General features: G+C 57.8%; 26 protein-coding genes. 4 read left to right on the top strand and 22 right to left on the bottom strand.

Annotated elements, in window-relative coordinates; all coding sequences use genetic code 11:
* Positions 1–160 precede the first annotated feature (160 nt).
* The 8 genes from infB to pip all read right to left on the bottom strand — a co-directional run bounded on the left by infB (position 161) and on the right by pip (position 8,647).
* On the bottom strand, positions 161–2,644 hold the full coding sequence (infB, locus tag AC2FGC_RS19880; RefSeq protein ID WP_496726671.1) for a translation initiation factor IF-2: 2,484 nt from the start codon (positions 2,642–2,644) through the stop codon (positions 161–163).
* Positions 2,645–2,652: 8 nt separating this feature from the next.
* On the bottom strand, positions 2,653–3,276 hold the full coding sequence (locus AC2FGC_RS19875) for an RNA-binding protein (protein WP_058272981.1): 624 nt from the start codon (positions 3,274–3,276) through the stop codon (positions 2,653–2,655).
* Between the two features lie 22 nt (positions 3,277–3,298).
* Positions 3,299–4,906: a transcription termination factor NusA gene (nusA, locus tag AC2FGC_RS19870; protein ID WP_496783255.1), complete on the bottom strand. Its 1,608-nt coding sequence runs from the start codon at positions 4,904–4,906 to the stop codon at positions 3,299–3,301.
* Positions 4,906–5,496 carry a ribosome maturation factor RimP gene (gene rimP, locus AC2FGC_RS19865; RefSeq protein WP_496726672.1) on the bottom strand — a complete coding sequence of 197 codons (591 nt, stop codon included), beginning with the start codon at positions 5,494–5,496 and terminating at the stop codon, positions 4,906–4,908. The genes nusA and rimP overlap by 1 nt, the downstream gene beginning before the upstream one ends.
* Before the next feature lie 164 nt (positions 5,497–5,660).
* Positions 5,661–5,831 (bottom strand): hypothetical protein, encoded by a 171-nt coding sequence (locus AC2FGC_RS19860; RefSeq protein ID WP_496726673.1) that lies wholly within the window; start codon positions 5,829–5,831, stop codon positions 5,661–5,663.
* Between the two features lie 9 nt (positions 5,832–5,840).
* A complete protein-coding gene (locus AC2FGC_RS19855) occupies positions 5,841–6,758 on the bottom strand; it encodes a hypothetical protein (protein WP_109311266.1) in 918 nt (305 codons plus the stop codon).
* A 93-nt stretch (positions 6,759–6,851) separates the two neighbouring features.
* Positions 6,852–7,673: an ABC transporter substrate-binding protein gene (locus AC2FGC_RS19850; protein WP_496783253.1), complete on the bottom strand. Its 822-nt coding sequence runs from the start codon at positions 7,671–7,673 to the stop codon at positions 6,852–6,854.
* The gene (pip, locus tag AC2FGC_RS19845) at positions 7,670–8,647 is read right to left on the bottom strand and encodes a prolyl aminopeptidase (protein WP_496783251.1); all 978 of its coding nucleotides are present in this window, start codon (positions 8,645–8,647) and stop codon (positions 7,670–7,672) included. The genes AC2FGC_RS19850 and pip overlap by 4 nt, the downstream gene beginning before the upstream one ends.
* 48 nt (positions 8,648–8,695) lie before the next feature.
* Between pip and ubiG the strand changes: the two genes are divergently transcribed.
* Entirely contained in the window at positions 8,696–9,442 is a 747-nt protein-coding gene (gene ubiG, locus AC2FGC_RS19840; RefSeq protein ID WP_496783248.1) for a bifunctional 2-polyprenyl-6-hydroxyphenol methylase/3-demethylubiquinol 3-O-methyltransferase UbiG, read from the top strand.
* A gap of 72 nt (positions 9,443–9,514) precedes the next feature.
* Here ubiG and AC2FGC_RS19835 read toward each other — a convergent pair whose 3' ends face one another.
* From AC2FGC_RS19835 to AC2FGC_RS19815, 5 genes are all read right to left on the bottom strand, one after another.
* Positions 9,515–9,898 (bottom strand): hypothetical protein, encoded by a 384-nt coding sequence (locus tag AC2FGC_RS19835; protein ID WP_496783246.1) that lies wholly within the window; start codon positions 9,896–9,898, stop codon positions 9,515–9,517.
* Positions 9,899–10,280: 382 nt separating this feature from the next.
* A complete protein-coding gene (locus tag AC2FGC_RS19830) occupies positions 10,281–10,721 on the bottom strand; it encodes a MarR family winged helix-turn-helix transcriptional regulator (RefSeq protein WP_496726678.1) in 441 nt (146 codons plus the stop codon).
* A 14-nt stretch (positions 10,722–10,735) separates the two neighbouring features.
* Entirely contained in the window at positions 10,736–11,566 is an 831-nt protein-coding gene (locus AC2FGC_RS19825; RefSeq protein ID WP_496726679.1) for a carbon-nitrogen hydrolase family protein, read from the bottom strand.
* Positions 11,566–11,823: a glutaredoxin 3 gene (gene grxC, locus AC2FGC_RS19820; protein WP_058272991.1), complete on the bottom strand. Its 258-nt coding sequence runs from the start codon at positions 11,821–11,823 to the stop codon at positions 11,566–11,568. Before grxC ends, AC2FGC_RS19825 begins: the two co-directional genes overlap by 1 nt.
* A 37-nt stretch (positions 11,824–11,860) precedes the next feature.
* Positions 11,861–12,589: a ComF family protein gene (locus AC2FGC_RS19815; protein WP_496726755.1), complete on the bottom strand. Its 729-nt coding sequence runs from the start codon at positions 12,587–12,589 to the stop codon at positions 11,861–11,863.
* Positions 12,590–12,605: 16 nt separating this feature from the next.
* Between AC2FGC_RS19815 and AC2FGC_RS19810 the strand changes: the two genes are divergently transcribed.
* Both AC2FGC_RS19810 and hemH read left to right on the top strand, forming a co-directional pair.
* Positions 12,606–13,436, top strand: a complete 831-nt coding sequence (locus AC2FGC_RS19810; RefSeq protein ID WP_496726680.1) for a methyltransferase domain-containing protein — start codon at positions 12,606–12,608, stop codon at positions 13,434–13,436.
* Positions 13,437–13,493: 57 nt separating this feature from the next.
* Entirely contained in the window at positions 13,494–14,543 is a 1,050-nt protein-coding gene (hemH, locus tag AC2FGC_RS19805; RefSeq protein WP_496726681.1) for a ferrochelatase, read from the top strand.
* A 76-nt stretch (positions 14,544–14,619) separates the two neighbouring features.
* On the opposite strand, the gene AC2FGC_RS19800 is transcribed toward hemH, so the two are convergent.
* Together AC2FGC_RS19800 and AC2FGC_RS19795 are read right to left on the bottom strand one after the other, a co-directional pair.
* The gene (locus AC2FGC_RS19800; RefSeq protein WP_496726682.1) at positions 14,620–14,802 is read right to left on the bottom strand and encodes a hypothetical protein; all 183 of its coding nucleotides are present in this window, start codon (positions 14,800–14,802) and stop codon (positions 14,620–14,622) included.
* 140 nt (positions 14,803–14,942) lie between these two features.
* On the bottom strand, positions 14,943–15,542 hold the full coding sequence (locus AC2FGC_RS19795) for a L,D-transpeptidase (RefSeq protein WP_496736884.1): 600 nt from the start codon (positions 15,540–15,542) through the stop codon (positions 14,943–14,945).
* Between the two features lie 169 nt (positions 15,543–15,711).
* Between AC2FGC_RS19795 and dalA the strand changes: the two genes are divergently transcribed.
* A complete protein-coding gene (gene dalA, locus AC2FGC_RS19790; RefSeq protein ID WP_058276578.1) occupies positions 15,712–16,227 on the top strand; it encodes a divisome-associated lipoprotein DalA in 516 nt (171 codons plus the stop codon).
* Positions 16,228–16,288: 61 nt separating this feature from the next.
* On the opposite strand, the gene ptsN is transcribed toward dalA, so the two are convergent.
* From ptsN to AC2FGC_RS19755, 7 genes are all read right to left on the bottom strand, one after another.
* Positions 16,289–16,753, bottom strand: coding sequence for a PTS IIA-like nitrogen regulatory protein PtsN (gene ptsN, locus AC2FGC_RS19785; protein ID WP_496783244.1), 465 nt, complete (start codon positions 16,751–16,753; stop codon positions 16,289–16,291).
* A 60-nt stretch (positions 16,754–16,813) separates the two neighbouring features.
* Complete coding sequence (gene hpf, locus AC2FGC_RS19780; protein ID WP_058273067.1) at positions 16,814–17,377, bottom strand: ribosome hibernation-promoting factor, HPF/YfiA family; 564 nt, start codon at positions 17,375–17,377, stop codon at positions 16,814–16,816.
* 253 nt (positions 17,378–17,630) lie between these two features.
* The gene (gene lptB, locus AC2FGC_RS19775; protein ID WP_058272996.1) at positions 17,631–18,389 is read right to left on the bottom strand and encodes an LPS export ABC transporter ATP-binding protein; all 759 of its coding nucleotides are present in this window, start codon (positions 18,387–18,389) and stop codon (positions 17,631–17,633) included.
* Positions 18,389–18,880, bottom strand: coding sequence for an LptA/OstA family protein (locus AC2FGC_RS19770; protein ID WP_496726683.1), 492 nt, complete (start codon positions 18,878–18,880; stop codon positions 18,389–18,391). The genes lptB and AC2FGC_RS19770 overlap by 1 nt, the downstream gene beginning before the upstream one ends.
* A gap of 3 nt (positions 18,881–18,883) precedes the next feature.
* Positions 18,884–19,483, bottom strand: a complete 600-nt coding sequence (gene lptC / locus AC2FGC_RS19765; RefSeq protein WP_058272998.1) for an LPS export ABC transporter periplasmic protein LptC — start codon at positions 19,481–19,483, stop codon at positions 18,884–18,886.
* 15 nt (positions 19,484–19,498) lie between these two features.
* Positions 19,499–20,461: a KpsF/GutQ family sugar-phosphate isomerase gene (locus AC2FGC_RS19760; protein ID WP_496726684.1), complete on the bottom strand. Its 963-nt coding sequence runs from the start codon at positions 20,459–20,461 to the stop codon at positions 19,499–19,501.
* Positions 20,458–21,072 carry a ribonuclease D gene (locus tag AC2FGC_RS19755; RefSeq protein ID WP_496726685.1) on the bottom strand — a complete coding sequence of 205 codons (615 nt, stop codon included), beginning with the start codon at positions 21,070–21,072 and terminating at the stop codon, positions 20,458–20,460. Before AC2FGC_RS19755 ends, AC2FGC_RS19760 begins: the two co-directional genes overlap by 4 nt.
* Positions 21,073–21,165: the final 93 nt, after the last annotated feature.

Here is a 21,165-nt window from a genome sequence, read left to right as displayed (position 1 = left end):
TGAAGTCAGACTCATCTCATAATTAGGGCAGGATTGTAAAACGCACCGTCTGACTGGATTCAGAGAATCTCATACGCACAATCAAAGGCTTGCAATCATTCACAAAAATAAAACAGCGGCCCGAGTGAGCCGCTGTTTTTTGTTTTACTGTACTACCGGATCAATCCAGCGTGCGGGTGACCTCTTCGCGCTCGAAGATTTCGATCACGTCGCCTGCACGGATATCGTCGTAGTTCTCGAACGCCATCCCACATTCCTGACCTGACTGAACCTCGGCCACTTCGTCTTTGAAGCGCTTCAGTGTCTTCAGCGTGCCTTCATGGATCACCACGTTGTCGCGCAGCAGGCGGACGCCTGCGGAACGACGCGCCACGCCTTCGGTGACCAGACAGCCAGCAACCTTGCCGACGCCGGTAACTTTGAAGACTTCGCGAATCTCGGCATAACCGATGAACTTTTCGCGAATCTCGGCGCTCAGCAGGCCGGATGCGGCGGCTTTCACGTCGTCCACAAGGTCATAGATTACCGAGTAGTAGCGGATTTCCACGCCCTTCTGATTCGCGGTGTTCCGCGCCGACGCATTGGCACGCACGTTGAAGCCCAGGATCGGCGCACCGGATGCTTCGGCCAGGCCGACATCGGTTTCGGTAATCGCACCTACGCCCGAGTGCAGCACGCGCACGCGTACCTCGTCGTTGCCGATCTTCTCCATCGCCTGAACGATGGCCTCAGCCGAGCCCTGAACGTCTGCTTTCATCAGAATTGGCAGTTCGTTGACGTTCTCGTCTTCCTTGGCTTTCTGCATCAGCTGCTCAAGGGTCGTTGCGGCGCCAGCGGCAGCGCGTTTGTCCTTGGCGGCCTGTTCGCGGTATTCGGCGATCTCGCGGGCCTGCGCTTCGGTCTCGGTCACGTTCAGAACGTCGCCAGCCTCGGGCGTGCCGTTCAGACCCAGAACCTCGACAGGAACCGAGGGGCCAGCTTCCTTGACGCGTTCACCCTTGTCATTGATCAGCGCTCGGACTTTACCGTATTGCTCACCCACGACGAAGATATCGCCCTGACGCAGCGTGCCGTTCTGAACCAGAACAGTAGCGACGGGTCCGCGACCCACGTCCAGCTGTGCCTCGATCACGGCACCTTGGGCAGCGCGATTCGGGTTGGCTTTCAGCTCCAGAATCTCGGATTGCAGCGCGATGGCTTCCAGCAACTCATCCAGACCCTGACCGGTGATCGCAGAGACTTCGACGTCCTGAACTTCACCCGACATTTTCTCGACGATGACTTCGTGCTGCAGCAGATCGGTGCGCACCTTGTCCGGATTCGCGCCTGGCTTGTCGATCTTGTTGATCGCCACGATCATCGGCACTCCGGCCGCTTTTGCGTGGTTGATCGCTTCGACCGTCTGCGGCATCACCGCGTCATCGGCGGCCACAACCAGAACCACGATATCCGTGACTTGAGCACCGCGCGAGCGCATCGAGGTAAAGGCCGCGTGACCCGGCGTATCCAGGAAAGACAGCGTGGTGCCGCTATCGGTTGTTACCTGATAGGCACCGATGTGCTGGGTGATGCCACCCGCTTCGCCTGCCACAACCCGCGCATCGCGGATCGCATCCAGAAGCGAGGTTTTGCCGTGGTCAACGTGACCCATGATCGTGATGACTGGCGGACGCGATTTCAGATCGGCTTCGTCGTCCTCGACCTCTTTGATGACGTCCTCGACATCCGAATCAGAGACACGGGTCACTTTGTGACCGAATTCTTCAATGATCAGCTCGGCGGTATCGGCATCAATGGTCTGGTTCTGCGTGACCATCATGCCCATGTTCATCAGCGATTTGACAACGTCTGCCACACGCTCGGCCATACGGTTGGCCAGCTCTGACACCGTGATCGCCTCGGGCAGCTGTACGTCGCGGATTACCTTTTCGCGCTCGACCGTACCACCCATGGCTTTCTGACGCGCCCGCTCCTGCTTGCGCTTCATCGCCGCCATAGAGCGGTGCCGATTACCTTCGCCGCCCGTTGCCTGACCCAGTGTCAGCTTGCCGGACCGGCGGTTGTCATCACGGCCTTTGCCACGATTTCCGCGCTGTTCACGCTCGCGATCGTTTTTCCGCGGCGTTGCAGCCGGTGCAGGCTTGTTGGCCGGGCTGCGCGGAGCAGCCGCCTTGGGCTCTGCTGGTGCAGCCGGAGCAGCAGCGCGTTGGGCCGCAATTTCAGCCTCTTTGCGCTTGCGTTCATCTTCTTCGGCCTTGGCACGTGCACGTTCTTCGGCCTCACGCTGTTCGCGTTCCTTAGCCTCTTGCTCCGCACGACGACGGGCGCGTTCTTCTTCACGCGCTTTTTCAGCTGCCTCACGGGCGGCGGCCTCTTCGACCTCGCGGGCTTTGGCAGCCTGCAGCGCCTTCATCCGGCGGGCCATCTCCGCATCGGAAATCCCGGCAGGGCGGCGCGACGGATCACCCGAGGGCGTTGCTCCGCCACCCGGCTTGCCGGCACCCGGCTTGGGAACCACCACGCGCTTGCGTTTGGTCTCCACCACGACATTCTTGGTACGTCCGTGGCTGAAACTTTGTTTCACATTTCCGGGGCGTGCCCCGCCACGAAGACCCAATGTCTTTTTGCCGTCATTATCGCTCATAAAGCTTCTTACCCTTCCGCGCGGCCCCTGCCGCCGTCATCCGTTTCGCGCAAGCCACGCAGGCGCTGCGCTTCCTCTACAACACGTTTGGCGAGTCCGCCAGAGGCGAGCGCCGCATGAATCACGGTTTGGCGCCCAAATGCCTGTCCCAGCTCGTCCGCCGTCAGCCAGCCGATGTATGTTCCGAAGTGCGGCGTGCTCAGTTTCGACTTGCCGCGCCCCGATCCATCAGAGGCTTGTATCAGTACCTGGGCCTCTTCCCGGTCCAGCCACGTCTTGACCTTTTCGTAACCGGCGATCGCGTCACCGGATTTGCGCGCAAGGCTCACCAACTCGATCACACGGCGCGCAATCTGACGCTCAACTTCATCCGCGAGATCGTTAGGCACGCTGACTTGCGCCTTGAAACCACGTGCAAACAGCTTTTTGCCCACGGCCTTGTCCAGCGCGCTGCGATCCGCCGCGACATAGACGCCACGTCCCGGCAGTTTTGCCGCGACATCCGGAAAGACCTGACCATCTGGCCCCGTCACAAAGCGGATCAACCCATATTTAGGTTGAACCTCGCCCGTGGCGATGCACTTGCGTTCAGGCCCTTCGGACCGATCCTTATGGACGCCACCGCGACCCATTTGCGCCACCCGAAGCCCGAGATCAGGCCTCGGCCTCCTCTTCGGTAACTTCTTCTTCGGCCTGCTCCAACTCAGCAGGATCGACCCAGCCCAGCATGATCCGAGCTGTCATGACCAGATCCTGCGCCTCTTCCAGCGTTACACCGAAAGGTTCCAGAACACCGTCATCTTTGATTCGCTGGCCGTCGACCGTGGTCCAACCACCGGCCAGTTCCCAGTCAGCGCAGGTGGCGAAGTCTTCCAGGTTCTTCACATCGTCCTTGGCCAGCGCTTCAACCATCTGGGGTGTCAGGCCTTCGAATTCAATAAGACTGTCTTCGACACCCAACGCGCGGGCGCTATCCAACGCTGCCTTGGCCTGTGCTTCCAGGTGTTCGCGCGCCCGTGTTTGCAGCTCCTGCGCGGTGCCTTCGTCAACGCCGTCAATCACCAGCAGTTCTTCGATCTCCACATAGGCTACCTCTTCGAGGTTGGTGAAGCCTTCGGACACCAGCAACTGTGCAAAGAACTCATCCAGATCCAGGCTGTCCATGAACAGCTGGGTGCGGGCTTCGAATTCTTTCTGACGACGCGCCGATTCTTCGGCCTCGGTCATGATGTCGATATCCAGATTGGTAAGCTGGCTGGCCAGACGCACGTTCTGACCGCGGCGACCGATGGCAAGCGAAAGCTGTTCCTCGGGAACCACAACCTCGATTTTGCCGGCTTCTTCGTCCAGAACCACCTTGGACACCTCAGCAGGCTGCAGCGCGTTCACCAGGAAGGTCGGCTGATCTTCGTTCCACGGGATGATGTCGATCTTTTCACCCTGCAGCTCGTTCACAACGGCCTGCACGCGGCTGCCGCGCATACCAACGCAAGCACCAACAGGATCGATCGAACCGTCATAGGAAATCACGGCGATCTTGGCGCGCGAACCAGGGTCACGGGCAACAGCTTTGACCTCGATGATGCCGTCATAGATTTCCGGCACTTCCATCTTGAACAGCTCGGCCATGAATTCCGGCGCGGTGCGCGACAGGAAGATCTGGTGGCCACGAACTTCGCGACGCACTTCCTTGATATAGGCACGCACACGGTCATTCGGACGATAGCTTTCGCGACCGATCTTGTCATTGCGGCGTAGAACGGCCTCAGCACCGCCCAGATCGACGATGACATTGCCAAACTCTTCGCGCTTGACCGCACCGTTGATAATAGTGCCTGCGCGATCCTTGAAATCTTCGTACTGACGGTCACGCTCGGCTTCGCGCACCTTCTGCAGGATCACCTGCTTTGCGGATTGTGCCGCGATACGGCCCATTTCAACCGGCGGCACTTCTTCGACGAAGACGTCACCAACCGAAGGCGTTTCCATATACTGCTTGGCCTGCTCGACGGTCATCTCAGCCTGATAGTTTTCCAGCTCTTCATCCTCGACCACGGTGCGGACGCGGGTGAATGTCGCTTTACCGGTCTTACGATCGATGCTGACGCGGATGTCCATCTCGGCGCCGTAACGGCTCTTGGCGGCGCGGGCGAGCGATTCTTCCATCGCTTCGACAACCAGACCGGGGTCGATCATCTTTTCGCGGGCCACGGCCTCGGCGGTCTGCAGCAGCTCCAGCTGGTTGGCTGAGGTGATTGCCATCAGTTCGTCTCCTCTTCGGACCCTTCGGTCTCAATCTCGTCGAAAGCGTTTTCGTTCAGGGCACCGGCGTCTTTGCGCTGGCGCAGCATTTCCTTGATCAGGTCATCGGTCAGGACCAGCTTGGCATCGCTTAGCCAGTCGAATTGCAGTCCGATGGTGATCGTCTCGTCCCCCTCGGCGAGATTGATCAAGACCTCATCTCCCTCGATCCCGGCCAGCTCACCCTTAAAACGACGGCGCCCGTCGATCAGTTCGGCGGTTTCGATCTTGGCCTCATATCCTTCGAACGCCTCAAAATCCTTAAGACGCGTCAAGGGGCGGTCGATGCCGGGGCTGGACACTTCCAGCGCATAGGCGTCAAGGATCGGATCCTCGACATCCAACGTGGCGCTGACCGCGTTCGAAATCTCGGCACAATCATCCACTTCGATACCGCCATCAGGCTTGTCAGCCATGATCTGCAGCGTGGTTTGTTTGCCGCTCATCAGGCGGATACGCACAAGCTCATACCCCAGATCCTCGATCACGGGGGCGATGATCTCGGCCAGTCGCCGGTCGATGGCTGCTTTGGCTATCAGGTCATTTGTCATCTGGTACTCTACCCTGTCAGTCGGGCACAAAAAAACGGGCGCGCGGCCCGTCGATCTTTTCCGGTGGAGCCCCGGACCGAAGCCCGACACGCCGCTGTTAACGGCCATATAGCCAAGCGACTGCAAGATTGCAAGCCCAAGCGCCCGGATGGGCAATCACAATATCAGTCTGACAGAATCCACTCGCCATTTTCACACAGGTAAGGACCAACGCGGTCCCCGTCTTCGTAGACTTCGCCGTCAAACAGGCATTGACGTCCCTGGGCATGTGCCACGCCTGACAGAGCGACGGTCACAAGTGCAATAGTGGCAGCGAGAACAGCAAGTTTATTCATGGAAAGCTCCTATTCCGCCGAAGATGCAAAAAGCGCAGGCTGCGTGTTGCGTGGGTAGATAATCACCGAAAGAGTGCCCCTGCCCTGAAACTGCTCGGCATTCGCCGTCCGCGGTGGGAAGAGTTGATCAAAGGCCACCCGGTTCAGCCCCAGCTTCATTTCCGAACCCGACAAAAACTCGAACGGTGTCCGCGCGGCACAGGCATGAAAAACAGGATCTTGCCGCACCGTGAACTGACGCATGATATTGGATGACCCGCCGGTCGGTTTGATCAGGACGGTAATCCCCGGTTTCAAAAAACTGTCAGGGCAGGTGTACACCATCGGTTTTTCGTTTCCGTTTGCGTCATGCAATAACACACCCTCGGCCGTTACCTCGTGCTTGAAGGGGCTGAACACGGTCTCTTGCTGAATGAAGTTGGTGTAAAGCGTCGCAAATAGCTGGCTGTCACCACGCGGTTCCGACTTTATACCCTCGTACAGATCAGCGATGGCCTGCCACATCCTTGAATCCGCCCCACGCAGTGTTCCGGGCAGCGAAAACGGACCTTCCAGATCATACAGCACGTCGCGCAGCCCGGCCGACAGGGGATCCTCCTTTTCCAGCCCTCTAATCTCGTGAACCAGATCCGAATCGTTCAACGCATAGTAACCATGCGACTTCAGCGTGCGGGTCAGAGCCCGCATATCGGACAGTTTCCGCGCTGTCGTCTCTGCACTATCTTCGGGGTTCGCCTCTACGGCCTCAAAACCCTTGTCCAGCAACTGAGTCAGCGACTGCCCTTCGCGGGCATCCAGCTCTATCGTCCCGTTTTTGCTGACTTTTACGGTAACGTCTTTACCTGATTTCAGGGCAAACACCGCAACAACCGCCAATGCTACGGACAAAATGGATATTGATATATTCTTTAAGCTTTCAACCCTCATGGGAATTCTCCCATTTTCGAAACAATTAAGCTAATATAGCGCGTACAATAGCAAAATTTTGCACAAAGTAGAAGTCAGGCGAATTTTCGGCGTTTAAATCAACCACCAACGCTCGGCAACGCGGCCATCATCCAGGGGGCGATCCGTTCCGATCTGACGGGGCATGCCGACATGCCCTGCTACAGCCAGCGCCATATCGGATTCGCTTGGAAAAAAGCGCAATCCGCGGTGCGGGCTGAACCCTTCGCCCTGCGGCAGTGCCGCGATATCCACAAAGCCGTCTCGCAGCGCCTCGGTACGCACGCGAGCGTCGGGAATCACGATAACTTCCAGGGTTTCGGCCCAGCCAGCCAATCCATCTTTGTAGTGGCCCGCCACACGGCGCCCAAGGAAATGACGATCATCCTCCGCCCGTTCAACTCGGTAGCATCCGGTGCCGTTCGCCGCCTGCAAGGGCGTGACACCTTGCCCGTTGCGCGTAATAACGAACCTGCTGTCGGCCAAAAGGAAGGGTAGACCCGGGTTGGCCTGAGCCAACTCCAGACGCACGCGATTATCTGACAAGGCGTCGACCTGCCCGACATCGCCCAGAACAGCCATCACATCCCCTACATCAAGGACTGCGCCATCGTGAAAACGAGCGTTCTCGCGCAGATCAAAGCTCCAGATGCGGGCTTGGGAATCAGTTTGCCAACCGGTCGCAAGCTCTCCGCGCAGGGTGCCGTCGGGTGCAATCTCGGTCAGGGTGTCGAACACGGCCCCACGGGCCACCTGCTCCAAACTGTCATCGCGGGGCACGGCAAGGCGCAGCGTACCACCCACTTTGGGCGTATCGGCTAAAGACGCACCGGTCGCCGCGAGTAGCGCGGCAGCAGCACCGGAAGCAAACAGAGCACGACGGTCGATGCGAGTCATAGCGCGCCCTCCGCCACGCGGTCCATGATGCGAACCAATTCCGCGCTAATTCCGGGTTCGGACAGCGCATGCCCGGCCTGACGTACCATCTTCAGCTCGGCATTGGGCCAAAGCTGGGCAAGGTTCCACGCGGCCTGAGGCGGACAGATCATGTCATACCGACCCTGCACGATATGGCCGGGGATATGTGCGATCCTGTCCATCTGGTCCAAAATCTGCCCGTCGCGTTCAAGGAACGCGCGGTTGATGAAATAGTGATTCTCAAGCCGTGCAAAGGCCCGCGCGTATTCCCCCGGGCTTTCCCCGGTTGCGCCATGCGAATGGATCGAAGCCAGCGCGTTTTCCCAACTGGACCAGGCGCGCGCATACAGAATCTCGGTTGCGCGATCACCCGAAAACAGGCGTTTGTTATATGCGCCGATCGTGTCGCTTAGTTCACTTTCCGACAGCAGAGCAGTGAACTTCGCCCATTGCTCGGGCCAGAACTTGCCCGCGCCACCACCATAAAACCAATCCAACTCGGCCTGCGTCGCTAGGAACACACCGCGCAGCACCAGGCGATTGACCCGATCCGGGTGGGACTGCGCATAGACCAGCGCAAGCGTTGCCCCCCAGCTGCCGCCAAAGACGATCCAGTCGTCGATATCCAGCAGAGTTCTCAGACGTTCGATATCGTCCACCAGATGCCAAGTGGTGTTGTCCGTGACCGAGGCATGCGGGCGTGACCGCCCGCATCCACGCTGATCAAACAGAATCACCCGGTAAACGTCCGGATCAAAATAGCGCCGCATCGCGGGGCTGCAGCCACCGCCCGGGCCTCCGTGCAGAATCACCACCGGAATGCCGTTGGGATTGCCGCATTGTTCCATATAGATACGGTGTCCGTCGCCCACATCGACCATACGCTGATCGAAAGGATCGATCGGCGGGTACAGATATTGAACTGCGCGCTTTTGGTCCGGGTACTTGTCCATTATGGCCCTATATAGTCCTTAAGCGTAAAAGAGCATACGGAGACAGGAATGCAAGCGCATCCGAACACGGTTGACCCTTCCGAGATCGCAAAATTCGAAGCGATGGCCGCAGAATGGTGGGATCCGCATGGAAAATTCAAACCACTGCACATGCTCAACCCCTGTCGGCTGGATTATATCACACAGCAGATCGCGGGCGAATTCGATCGCGATTTGAAGTCGCCAAATCCGTTCGAGGGCCTGCGCCTGTTGGATATCGGTTGCGGCGGTGGCCTGCTGAGCGAACCCATGGCCCGCCTTGGGGCCGAAGTGGTCGGAGCGGACGCCGCCGAAGGCAACCTGCCCGTCGCGCGCATCCATGCCGAACAATCCGGGCTGGAGATCGACTACCGCCACACCACCGCCGAGGACATGGCCGCCGCTGGTGAGCAATTCGATGTGGTGCTGAACATGGAAGTGGTTGAACATGTGGCCGACCCGTTGGGATTTCTGACAGCCTCGCAGCAATTGCTGAAACCGGGCGGGTTGTTGATCTGTTCGACCATCAACCGCAATCCGAAATCTTATGCTATGGCCATTTTCGGGGCCGAGGTCGTCATGCGCTGGTTGCCCCGCGGCACGCATGAGTGGAACAAGTTCATCACCCCCGATGAACTGTTCGACCTGCTGCGCCAAGCCGGGCTGGACCCGGTGGACCGCAAGGGTTTCGTGTTCAACCCGATCCTGTGGAGTTGGTCGATCTCGGACCGCGACCTGAGCGTGAATTATGTGACGGCGAGTGTGAAGCCGGGGTAGGATGGCTGCTTGCAGCCATTATTCCAACGACAATACAGACGCGATGGGTACAAGCACCCATCCTACGATTTCTTAAAACTCTAAACGGGTCAGTCCAAAAGCAGGGCCAAAACCAGCAGCTGTTAGCTCGCTGCCAAGTGCGTCACTAAGGAAAAAATACCTGAACATATTGGGATCAATCCAGACTGCTGGACCATTTACCGATCTGGTATCCGGCACAAGGCAATCAGCAAGTGAGGCATCAGGCTTAGGCTTAAACACCTCGCGCCCAGGCCACACATGCACAACATCGCTCTTTGCAATATCGATTGCATGACCTTGATTCTTGAAAATTAGAGCATATGCCACATAATCAGGCGGGGCTTCTGTATCATTACCAAAAAGTTGCGTTTTTTGCAGGCGTGCCTGGCCCAAATCATAGTGCTCAAAAATCTCCGCAACATCCGCACGCAACATTGGGTGCCCTGCACTGAACACCGGAAGTATAGTGCTCGGTGGTGCCTCGCTTAGGTTCCAATAGAGTTCATTCGGCACTGCTTCTGAGTCGACATGCTCGCCACGGGCATTCTTCTTATTTCCGTCACTATGTTTCTTAGCGATTTCGACATCTTCGTCGCGAAACTTGATCGAAGTGATCTTGTTTCACATTGGTTCAGTGACAAAACCAATGCTGAGCTCATGTCTTTGGTAAACATCGCTAACCCAGATTGCGCCACTCGGTTTTGAAGTCTTCAGGTGAGATCGATTTTGTTGATCTTCGTTAGCGGAGGTTGGCGAAGTCACGTTCTCTGAAAGCACACTGGATTTCCGTCGCTTCCTAAACCAACGCATGACCTTCCTACTCCCCCTCCAACTGCAACCGCAAATCCCGCAGCACGGGCAGTGTGCTGCGGACACGCTCCAGCCCAAGCTCTCCGACCACGCGGTTGATCAGTGGGGCGATTGACGCAATCGCCTGATCGCGCGCTCTCCGGCCAGCCGGGCTGATCGCCACCATCTTGCGGCGGGCGTCGTCCCAGTCGGGGCGGATGTGGATGTATCCGGCCCATTCCAGCTTGGCCAAAGTGTTGGTCATCGCCCCTCGGGTCACGTGGAATGTGTCCGCCAGTTGGGCCGGGCTACGCTCATCCCCAACAAAAACCAGATGGTTCAGCACCGAGAAATGCGAAATCTCCATGCCCTTGGGCAACACCCGGCTAAGCCGGTTGCGCAACAGCTGATCGGCGGTCAGGATTTCGCTGAACAGCGTGACCGCAAGGGCATTGTGTTCGTCAGTCATGGTCCGGTTCTGGATCAGGGTCCGTCAAAGCGACGGGTGTGAGTAAGTGAGGGCACCCGTCGGCGCGCCTCAGACACAGAACTATCACGCAAATCGAAAATGTGAATGCCCGGATCGGTCCCTGCGTCGATGACAACCTCTCCCCAAGGGGCAATTACCATGCTGTGGCCATAGGTATGGCGCGTTTTTCCTCGGGTTTTCGGATGTTCGCCGGTTTGCGCCGGGGCCAGCACCCAACAGCCGGTCTCGATCGCCCGCGCACGCAGCAGCGATTCCCAGTGCGCAGCCCCGGTCACCGGCGAAAACGCCGCCGGAACCGTCAGGATACGCGCACCCGCCTGCGCCAGCGCCGCGTAAAGCGCCGGGAACCGGATGTCGTAACACACCGTCATGCCAACCTTGCCAAAATCGGTGTCGGCAATCACCGCCTTGTCGCCGGGCCGGTAGTTTTTCGATTCGCGGAAGGTCTCGGTTTCGGTAACCTGCACGTCAAACATGTGAATCTTGTCATACCGCGCCACGATCTGCCCCTGCGGGTCAATCATGAAGGATCGGTTGGCAAACCGCCCGTCCGCGTCATGGGTCTTGATCGCTAAAGACCCGATCATCAGCCAGACACCCAGCGCGGCGGCCTGATCCCGCAGGCCCGCCAACGTCTGGTCGTCTTCTTCGTGCTGCAGAACCTCGCGCTGCCGCGTTGTGCTGGTGGACACGCAGTTCGTCACCTCAGGCGTCAGGATGAACCGCGCGCCTTGTGCCGCAGCCTCGGCCATCATGGCGCGCACCCTGTCCAGGTTTTCGACCGGATCGTCCGACGAGGTAATTTGCAGCAGCGCGGTCTTCATCAGGCCGCGAGCAGGCGATCCAGCTTACCCTGACGCTCCAGCTCATAAAGTTCGTCACAGCCGCCCACGTGCTGCGCACCGATAAAGATCTGTGGCACGGTCCGTTTGCCACCCGCGCGCTTGATCATCTCGGGCTTGCGCTTGGGATGCATCAGCACGTCGACTTCCTTGAATTCGACGCCTTTCTGTTTCAGCAGGCGTTTGGCCGCGTGACAAAAACCGCACAGCGGCGAGGTGTATATTTCTACCGGTTTCATATTCCGTACCTTCGCGTTTCGCATAATCTTGGGCGAATTAGGCATCCTTGGCAACGCGCGCTAGGGTCAACACGGAAATATGATTTGCTCCGGATGTAAGGCAGACACGCGCACAAGCCGCCAGTGTTGCGCCGGAGGTCATCACATCATCCACCAGCAGGATATCGCGCCCCTGCATTTGGTCTTGTCGTTTTGGATGGGCGATGATCGCATGCTCAAGGATTTTAGCCCTCTCGGTGGCCGTTTTGCCGTCCAGAACCGGTGTCTTTCGGTGGCGAAGCAAAAGGTCTGGGCAAACCTCAAGCCCGACCTCTTTCCCAAGATGCTGCGCCAGCAGGGCGGATTGGTTGTACCGGCGTTTCAGCAACCGGGACCAGTGCAGAGGCACAGGCGCGACCAGCATGCCGTCCCGAAACAGGTCTTGCCCGGCCCGTGCCAGCCAGCGTGCCGCAGGGCGCGCCAGTTCGGGCCTGTCACCGTGTTTCAAAGCCAGGATCAACGACCGCGCCTTGCCATCATACAACAAGGCCGAACGCCCTTCCCGCCAAGGTCGGGGGGCAGCCATGCAATCATCGCATTCAATCCGATGCCCGTCTGCCATCCCCGGCAACGGTACTCCGCAGCTTTCGCAAACAACGCCGCCGATAAATGGTGTTTCTCGCCAGCAGGATCCGCACAGGCCGAAATCCGTCTCGGTCAGATCACCGCATCCCAGGCAGCGCGGCGGGTAGATCAGAGAGACAGCGGTTTGAATCCGCTGCCACATGCGATAATTGCGCCCTATGAAACTGCCTGAAGCCAACGCACCCTCTTTGTTTGATCGCCGGGCCCTTGCCCTGCATCGCGCCCGTGCACAGGACGAAGCCCTGTTCCTGCATCGCGCTACAGTGGACGAGGTTCAGGATCGGCTCTCCATGGTTAACAAAACCTTTACGGCCCCAGCGATCGTGACGCCGTTTGCGCATATCTGGCGCGAGGTGATCCCAGAGGCTGAATTCGTACCTGATGATGAGGTGCTGGCTCTGCAACCTGGCACGCATGATTTGGTGATTCACGCCATGGCGCTGCATTGGGCCAACGATCCTGTTGGACAACTGATCCAATGTCGCCGTGCTCTGCGCCCCGACGGATTGCTGTTGGTTGTGTGTCTGGGCGGTGAAACCCTGCACGAGCTGCGCGCCGCACTGGGACAGGCCGAAATCGAAGTAAGCGGAGGCCTCAGTCCGCGCATCGTCCCAATGGCCGAGCTGCGCGATCTTGGCGGGTTGCTGCAACGGGCGGGGTTTGCGCTGCCGGTCGCCGACACCGCGCGCCTGACGGCGGAATACCGCGACATGCTTCACCTGATGCATGACCTGCGCGCCATGGGTGAGACCAACAGCCTGTCCGGGCGCATGAAACAACCCACCAAGCGGCAGGTCTTTGCCCGTGCGCAGCAGGTTTATGCCGACAACTTCTCAACGCCTGGGGGGCGGTTGGCCGCCACCTATGAATTGATCTGCCTAACCGGCTGGTCGCCAGATGACAGCCAACAGAAACCATTACGCCCCGGATCAGCCAAAGCGCGGCTTGCGGATGCGCTGGGCACAAAAGAAGGCAAACTGTCCAATTGACGACCGGGCTTTTCCGGTTATCTCAGGCCAGTACAGAGAAATCTCAGGAAGCATCAGATGTTTGACGCCACTCGCCCCGATCATGCCCCAGCAGACCACCCCAAGGTCAAAATGGGCCGCGTCGGCATTCTGTTGGCCAATCTTGGCACACCGGATGACTACAGCTATTGGCCGATGCGCCGGTATCTGAACGAGTTTTTGTCGGACCAGCGCGTAATCGACTATCCCAAGTGGAAATGGCAGCCGATTCTGCAAGGCATCATCCTGTCCAAGCGCCCGTTCAGTTCGGGCGAGGCCTACAAGTCGATCTGGAACCATGACAAGAGCGAAAGCCCGCTGATGACGATCACCAAGGATCAGACAGCAAAGCTGCGCGACGCGATGCAGGAACGCTATGGCGATCAAGTGATGGTCGATTTCTGCATGCGCTACGGCAACCCTTCGACCAAATCCAAAGTGCGAGAGATGGTTGCCGCGGGCTGCGACCGCATCCTGTTCTTTCCGCTTTACCCGCAATACGCTGGCGCGACGACCGCCACGGCAAACGATCAGTTCTTTCGTGCGCTGATGGACGAAGCCTGGCAACCTGCCGCGCGCACTGTTCCCGCCTATTTCGACGAGCCAGCTTATATCGACGCTTTGGCCGGGTCAGTGGAAAAAGCCTATGCCGCGCTGGAGACCAAACCGGATATCCTGGTTTGTTCTTATCACGGCATGCCAGAGCGCTATTTGCAGCAGGGCGACCCCTATCATTGCCAATGCGCGAAAACGAGCCGATTGCTGAAGGAACGGCTGGGCTGGTCGGACGATCAGCTGGTCTCAACCTTCCAATCGCGATTCGGTCCCGAGGAATGGCTGAAACCCTATACCGTGGATCACGTGGCTGATCTGGCGCGGCAGGGAAAGAAGAACATCGCCGTGATAGCGCCCGCGTTTTCCGCCGATTGCATCGAGACGCTTGAAGAGATCAACGAAGAGATCAAGGAAAGCTTTGAAGAGGCTGGCGGTCAGACCTTTATCTATATCCCCTGCCTCAATGACGATGATTCGCACATTGGCGCACTGGGCAAGGTAATCGAAGACAATCTGAAGGGCTGGCTCGACTGACCGATTCCCACCAAATAAATATGAAAAAAGGCGGTGGATCACTCCACCGCCTTTTCTCTAGATTTAGCTCGTCAAATTAGCTTGCTGCAACAGCTGCGGCAACTACGACCAGCAGGACCAGCGGCAGGATGATACCCTGCGACGAACCCTGAGTTTCCTCTACAACAACCGGTGCTTCAACAACCGGCTCTTCCAGGTTACCGGCATAAGCGGTCGAAGCAGCAGCAGTAAATGCAGCGGCGAGAACGAGTTTTTTCATATTAACCTCCAGAGTTTGCACGGCTCCATCAATCGGATCCGCACACCTAAGACTTACCTCGTGGTTTTTTTCTAATCAGCTATATGGCTGGAATGCAATTGCAACTTGAGCCACAAGCGGGTTCGTGCGCGAAAATGTCGTCATATTAGCAACACTTGCGTGCCGACCTTCGCCATCGAGAACAGTTCAGCGATATCTTCGTTGAACAGGCCGATGCATCCGTTCGACGACCGGCGACCGATTTTGCGCGTGTCATGCGTTCCGTGAATCCGGTAGTATTTCCAACTCAGGTATAAAGCATGTGTTCCCAATGGGTTATCAGGGCCCGGTGGAATATGGTCCGGCCATTCGGGATTTCGTTTCTTCATAGAAGGTGTCGGCGACCAACTGGGACCCTCAACTTTGCGGATGACGCTGGTGCGGCCCCGGCGGGTCAATTCTTCGGTCAGCGGAACGGATGAGGGGTAGAGTTTGTATACAGATTGATCATCTGACCAATAATGCAGCGCTCGGGACACCGTATCGACCAGAATGGCCCCATTTCTCGTATTCGAGAAATAAGGCTGCCAATCCAGGGCGCGGAACCCCGAGACATTGCGACGCACGTCTGGCTCGGCCTCGGGGGCTGGGCGCAGTGGGTCACCAGGAACGTACTGGGCAATCGCCGGCGATGCCAACAAGGCCGAAGCACCGGCCAGAAATGCTCGGCGGCTAGATGAATGAATGGGTTTCTTGACCATAGTGACCGGTCCTTTGCGAAAGTTGTCCTGAAATTTTCACGTATTTTATTGCCAGAATGCGTCAATCGCAAATCAAACCGGCAGAAACATGCAAGAATCAGCCATTGCAGGTTTGCCGAAGGCTGCATGGCGCGCTATGCCGTATGTCGACACAATAATCAGGTCGATCATGACGCGTATTATCACATTACTGTTTCTTTGCTTTGTTGCGCTGGCTGCATGTACCCCAAGCAGCACCCCAACTTACGGATCGGATGGCCGTCCACTGCCGTCGGTCTACAAAATCCGCGGCAACCCCGAAAAGCTCCAGTTCCGCATGCTGGATTCGGTAAATGCCTTGCGCCAGGCTCAGGGTTTGCAGGCGGTGCAGCTGAACTCGCAGCTGAATGCCGCGGCCGCGACCCACTCTAAGGACATGGCGCGCCAGAACCGCCCATGGCACTTCGGTTCGGACGGATCGTCGCCCATAGATCGCGCGCAACGCGTTGGTTATTACGGAACCTTCCTGGGTGAGGCGATTTCGGAAACCTATGAGACCGAAACCGAAACCTTGGCCGCCTGGATGCAGGAACCTGGCCCCCGAGCCGTGATCATGGACCCGAAAGCCTCACAAATGGGCTTTTCCTGGCATCAGGAAAGTGGCGGGAAAATCTGGTGGACGCTGGAAATGGGAGCAGGCGGGTAACCAAAAGCCGCCTCGAAGAAAAAAGCCCCCACCTTTCGGGGGCTTTTTTATTTCAGCAAGGTCAGGCGGCCTGCATGGACTGCGCTTCGGTCAGAATCGCGTAAAGCTTGACCGGATCAGGGTTGGCCCGCAGCTTTGTGCAAACAGACGCATCACGCAGTGTACGTGACACCAGCGCAAGCGCCTTAAGGTGATCGACACCCGCCTCTTCCGGCGCAAACAGTGCAAAAGCGATGTCCACCGGCTGCCGGTCGACCGATCCAAAATCAATCGGTTTTTCAAGCATTACAAACACACCCGAAACAGAGTCCAGATCTGTCAGCCGAGCGTGTGGCAAGGCGACACCGTGTCCAACCCCGGTCGGTCCAAGGCTTTCGCGCTCCAACAAGCAATCGACGACAGTCTGCGCATCCAGATGCAAAGTTCCGGCGGCAACATCGCCAATTTCCTGAAACAACCGCTTCTTACTAGAAGCGGCGGACAACACACGTACTGCTTCGGGCTTTAATATGCTCGAAAGCTCCATCATCACGCTCCACGGCGGGGCCCCTGCATTTGCAGGGGCGTGCCTTGCTAGTCTTGCCTGTTACGGATCAATCCAGCCGATATTACCATCTTCGCGACGGTACACGACATTCAATCCGTCCTTGTTTTCGTTCCGGAACACCAACACCGGCGCACCGGCAAGTTCCATCTGCATGACCGCCTCTCCAACACTCAGCGATGGGATCTTGGTTTCCATCTCAGCCACGATCATGGGCTGCAGAGTATCGGGCTCGTCAGCCGTCTCTGATTCGTCAGAGGCGAGGATATAAGACGACGCTCCGAAGAGTTCAACAGGCTCGGACCGATCCTTGTGGTGGTCTTTCAGGCGGCGCTTGTAGCGGCGCAGTTGCGTTTCCATCTTGTCGCAGCATCCCTCAAACGCCGCGTAAATCTCGGTTGCATGTGCCTTGGCCTGAGCGGTCAGACCAGTGGAAAGATGCACTGTGGTTTCGCATACATATTCATGCGCTGAACGGGAAAAGACGACGTTGGCATCTGTCGGACGTTGGGCATATTTGCCCACGACCTCGCCCAGTTCGGTCTGCACATGAGTCTGCAGGGCCGCACCGATGTCGATCTGTTTTCCGCTGATTTGGTAACGCATGTGATCTCCTTCACAATTCACACCCATTTCTGACGTCACGTAATGCGACGCGCTTGTTTTTATCGGGTGGGGGACATCGGCAAATCCTGCGGTAACCGCACCGGCCCCCCTTCCAGGAAGGGGCGTCGTGATCCAGTCGGGAACCGAAGAAATGCCATAGTCTAATTGAGGCAAGAGACGGCGGGAGAGTCAATCAAAACAGGCGTGTATATACGTGATTTCCGCTATGCGCCCGGCGAAAATCTGCGCAAGCTCATGAAATACGGAAGTTTTCGCCTAGGTAAACCCGGCGCACGTTTTCATTTTCGACCACTTCATCGGGTGTGCCGGACATCAGGACCTGACCGTCATGCAGGATGTAGGCACGATCCACGATCTCTAGTGTTTCGCGCACGTTGTGATCGGTGATCAACACGCCGATTCCACGCTTTTTCAGGTCCGCAACCAGATGGCGGATATCCCCGACGCTGATCGGGTCGACCCCCGCAAAGGGTTCATCCAACAACAAATATTTCGGATCTGCTGCCAAACAGCGCGCGATCTCGACCCTGCGGCGTTCACCGCCCGACAAGGCCAGCGCGGGTGCGCGGCGCAAGTGTTCGATCGAGAAATCGGACAACAGTTCTTCCAGCCGCTCCTTTCGGCGGTGAGCATGGTTGACGGTGATATCCAGAACGGCGGCGATATTGTCCTCGACGCTCATGCCACGGAAAATCGACATCTCTTGCGGCAGATATCCGATCCCAAGTCGCGCACGGCGATACATAGGCAGCGTTGTGACAACCTGACCGTCAATCGTAACAGTGCCGGCCTCAGGAAACACAAGGCCCGCGACCGAGTAGAATGTGGTGGTCTTGCCTGACCCGTTCGGACCCAGCAGCGCCACCACCTCGGATCGACCCAAGGTCATGGAAACGTCGCGTATCACCGTCTTTTTTCGGTAGGACTTGCGAAGTTTTTCGATTTTCAGGCCGGACGCGCCTTCGGCTACCGTCAGGTTTGGCTGAGCCATCAGTTGGCCCCCTGCTGCAGGATGGTCTTCACGTTGCCGGTCATCGTCGCTTTGCCAGTGGTCAGGTTGGCGTTCATCTGGTCGCCGCTGATCGTGCTTGGCCCCTGCAACAGCAGAACGTTGCCCTTCATGACGATCTCACCTGAATCGATGGTGTATTCCGCCCAGTCGCCTTCGGCCGCATCCGGAGGGCTGACCAGAATCACATCCTCGGTCGCTTCCATCCGTTCGATGCCTGAACGGTCCTCGTTATAAATGACAAGCACGCGTTCCGCCGTCAGCCGCATTTCGCCCTGAATGACGATCACGTTCCCCAGAAACTCGGCCGAGCCGTCTTCCTGATTTACGTTCAGCTTTTCCGAGGTTACCTCGACCGGCAGGCTTGGGTCGGCATTGGCCGAACCGAAAGCAACCTGAGTTTCCTGCGCTGTCGCAGAGATCGCACCAATTACCAGAGCAGCGCTTACAAGGGCTAATCGAAAATAGAACACAGGTTATCTTTCTGCTTTTTGAGGCTCATACACCAACTTCACGCCATCTGTAAAAATAATATGGACCGGTCCATCTTTTTTTTCAGTCCCAAATGTCATTCTGCCCGCGGTAAAATCACCAATAATACCGGTTCCGTCGACCTGACCGGGCGTGTCGCCCTGAATTTCGTCCAACGCGGTGTTCAACAGATCCGTTGTGACGACGATGCCGTCCGTTGTTGTTATAACCACATCCCCGACAAAGGTAGCCGTATTCTTATCCGGACGGATCATGCCAGAGTTGGAATCCAAAGTGATTACGCCGCCATTCAGCAGGCCAAAGCGGCCCCGAAATTCGGCCGCTGTTGGCGCTTCGCCCTCAGTACCCTGCGTTGCCCGGCTTGCCTCGATCTGAACGTCTTCACCTTTGCGGGTCGTTCCTTGGTAGTTGGGCTGCGTCACCACCTGATCCGCCAAACGTTCATCGATATCCTGCTGGTTGAAGGGCACGGACACATTGGTTTCGATGCTGCGCGACAGTAGGAACACGGTCGACAGCATAGCGATAGCCACCAGTGGCAGCACCACCTTGAAGAACTGTACCCTGCGTGAGTGTCCGTCCACCGCACTACCCTCCGCTTAGCCCAATCCGACGCGCAGGCAGTCGTGGATATGCAACAGCCCCTCGGCTTGGCCCTGTGTCTCGGGGTCTACCACGAACAGCGAAGTGATCTTGCGGTCGTTCATGATCGCCACCGCCTCTTCCGCCATTGCATTCGGGGAAATGGTCAGCGGATTGGTGGTCATGACCTCTTTGGTGGTCTTGTCCAGAAGGCCGTCCATATTCCGGCGCAAATCGCCGTCAGTCACGATGCCAATCAGGCGGCCCGTCTCATCCGTCACGCCGACAACGCCAAAGCTTTTCTGGCTCATGACCAGCAGCGCCTCGCTCATTGGGGTACCCTCAGACACAACTGGCAGATCGGCGTGCATCAAATCCCGCACGGTTGAAAGCTGCGCGCCCAGCTTGCCGCCGGGGTGGAAGGCGCGGAAGTCCTCGGGCTTGAAATCACGGTACTTCATCAACGCAATGGCCAGCGCGTCCCCCATCGCCAAGGTCAAAGTGGTCGAGATCGAGGGCACCATGCCAAAACCGCAAGCCTCGCCCAGCGACGGGATCAGCAGATGCACATCCGCCTGCGTCATTAGCGTGCTTTCCGGTTTGCTGGACAAGCCGATCAACGGAATACCAAAGCGGCGGGTAAAGGCCAGCAGATTGACCAGTTCCGGCGCTTCGCCCGAGTTTGAGATGGCCAGAACCACATCGCCTTTCGACACCATGCCCAGATCGCCATGGCTGGCCTCGGCAGGGTGTACGAAATAGGCCGGCGTGCCGGTGCTGGCCAGCGTGGCGGCAATCTTGTGGCCAATATGACCCGATTTGCCGATACCGCTGATGATGATGCGGCCCGGAGCATGCAGGATCATCTGCACAGCATCAGCAAAATCTTCATTCAGGCTTTCGGCCAGCACGTCCAACGCGCGGGCTTCGTCGGTGATGACCTGACGTGCGGTTCTCAGGAATGCTTCGGTATCGGTCATGAGTGCGCAAAAATATCCGTTTCGGGCCAACCGGCGAGGTCCAGTTTCGCACGCATCGGCAGGAATTCAAAACAGGCCTGCGCCATTTCGGTGCGGCCTTCGCGGGCCAAGCGCCCGTCCAACGCCTCGCGCAGCTGATGCAGGTACAGTACGTCCGAAGCCGCATAATCCAGCTGCGCATTTGTCAGGGCTTCGGCACCCCAGTCGCTCATTTGTTGCTGTTTGGAGATATCGACACCGATCAACTCCTGACACAGGTTCTTCAGCCCGTGGCGATCCGTATAGGTTCGCACCAACCGGCTGGCGATCTTGGTGCAATAGACCGGAGCCGCCAGCGCGCCAAACGCGTGGTACATCGCAGCGATATCGAAACGCCCAAAGTGGAACAGTTTCAGCACGTCGGGGTTTTCCAGCATCGCACACAGGTTCGGGGCCTCGGTCTGCCCCTTTTCGACCTGGACGATGTGGCTGTTTCCGTCGCCGCCTGACATCTGGATCACGCACAGCCGGTCCCGATGCGGATTCAGACCCATGGTCTCGCAGTCGATGGCCACAACAGGGCCCATATCCAACCCGTCCGGCAGGTCGTTTTTGTAAAGATGATTTGCCACGGGGCTTGTCCTTTGTCCGGTATCGTCCCCGAGATAGGAGGTTTGGTCCCTAAACTCAACGCCATCCATAACGGGGCGGCAGGGACCCGTACG

This window comes from Ruegeria sp. CDSC054 (genome assembly GCF_059610645.1).
The sequence above is the reverse complement of the archived record's forward strand: the minus strand, read 5'-3'. Positions and strand labels throughout refer to the sequence as shown.

Bases quoted from the DNA above. Each gene is read 5' to 3' on its own strand.
- infB (WP_496726671.1), bottom strand. From the start codon at position 2,644: ATGAGCGATAATGACGGCAAAAAGACATTGGGTCTTCGTGGCGGGGCA.
- AC2FGC_RS19875 (WP_058272981.1), bottom strand. From the start codon at position 3,276: ATGGGTCGCGGTGGCGTCCATAAGGATCGGTCCGAAGGGCCTGAACGC.
- nusA (WP_496783255.1), bottom strand. From the start codon at position 4,906: ATGGCAATCACCTCAGCCAACCAGCTGGAGCTGCTGCAGACCGCCGAG.
- rimP (WP_496726672.1), bottom strand. From the start codon at position 5,496: ATGACAAATGACCTGATAGCCAAAGCAGCCATCGACCGGCGACTGGCC.
- AC2FGC_RS19860 (WP_496726673.1), bottom strand. From the start codon at position 5,831: ATGAATAAACTTGCTGTTCTCGCTGCCACTATTGCACTTGTGACCGTC.
- AC2FGC_RS19855 (WP_109311266.1), bottom strand. From the start codon at position 6,758: ATGAGGGTTGAAAGCTTAAAGAATATATCAATATCCATTTTGTCCGTA.
- AC2FGC_RS19850 (WP_496783253.1), bottom strand. From the start codon at position 7,673: ATGACTCGCATCGACCGTCGTGCTCTGTTTGCTTCCGGTGCTGCTGCC.
- pip (WP_496783251.1), bottom strand. From the start codon at position 8,647: ATGGACAAGTACCCGGACCAAAAGCGCGCAGTTCAATATCTGTACCCG.
- ubiG (WP_496783248.1), top strand. From the start codon at position 8,696: ATGCAAGCGCATCCGAACACGGTTGACCCTTCCGAGATCGCAAAATTC.
- AC2FGC_RS19835 (WP_496783246.1), bottom strand. From the start codon at position 9,898: ATGTTGCGTGCGGATGTTGCGGAGATTTTTGAGCACTATGATTTGGGC.
- AC2FGC_RS19830 (WP_496726678.1), bottom strand. From the start codon at position 10,721: ATGACTGACGAACACAATGCCCTTGCGGTCACGCTGTTCAGCGAAATC.
- AC2FGC_RS19825 (WP_496726679.1), bottom strand. From the start codon at position 11,566: ATGAAGACCGCGCTGCTGCAAATTACCTCGTCGGACGATCCGGTCGAA.
- grxC (WP_058272991.1), bottom strand. From the start codon at position 11,823: ATGAAACCGGTAGAAATATACACCTCGCCGCTGTGCGGTTTTTGTCAC.
- AC2FGC_RS19815 (WP_496726755.1), bottom strand. From the start codon at position 12,589: ATGTGGCAGCGGATTCAAACCGCTGTCTCTCTGATCTACCCGCCGCGC.
- AC2FGC_RS19810 (WP_496726680.1), top strand. From the start codon at position 12,606: ATGAAACTGCCTGAAGCCAACGCACCCTCTTTGTTTGATCGCCGGGCC.
- hemH (WP_496726681.1), top strand. From the start codon at position 13,494: ATGTTTGACGCCACTCGCCCCGATCATGCCCCAGCAGACCACCCCAAG.
- AC2FGC_RS19800 (WP_496726682.1), bottom strand. From the start codon at position 14,802: ATGAAAAAACTCGTTCTCGCCGCTGCATTTACTGCTGCTGCTTCGACC.
- AC2FGC_RS19795 (WP_496736884.1), bottom strand. From the start codon at position 15,542: ATGGTCAAGAAACCCATTCATTCATCTAGCCGCCGAGCATTTCTGGCC.
- dalA (WP_058276578.1), top strand. From the start codon at position 15,712: ATGACGCGTATTATCACATTACTGTTTCTTTGCTTTGTTGCGCTGGCT.
- ptsN (WP_496783244.1), bottom strand. From the start codon at position 16,753: ATGGAGCTTTCGAGCATATTAAAGCCCGAAGCAGTACGTGTGTTGTCC.
- hpf (WP_058273067.1), bottom strand. From the start codon at position 17,377: ATGCGTTACCAAATCAGCGGAAAACAGATCGACATCGGTGCGGCCCTG.
- lptB (WP_058272996.1), bottom strand. From the start codon at position 18,389: ATGGCTCAGCCAAACCTGACGGTAGCCGAAGGCGCGTCCGGCCTGAAA.
- AC2FGC_RS19760 (WP_496726684.1), bottom strand. From the start codon at position 20,461: ATGACCGATACCGAAGCATTCCTGAGAACCGCACGTCAGGTCATCACC.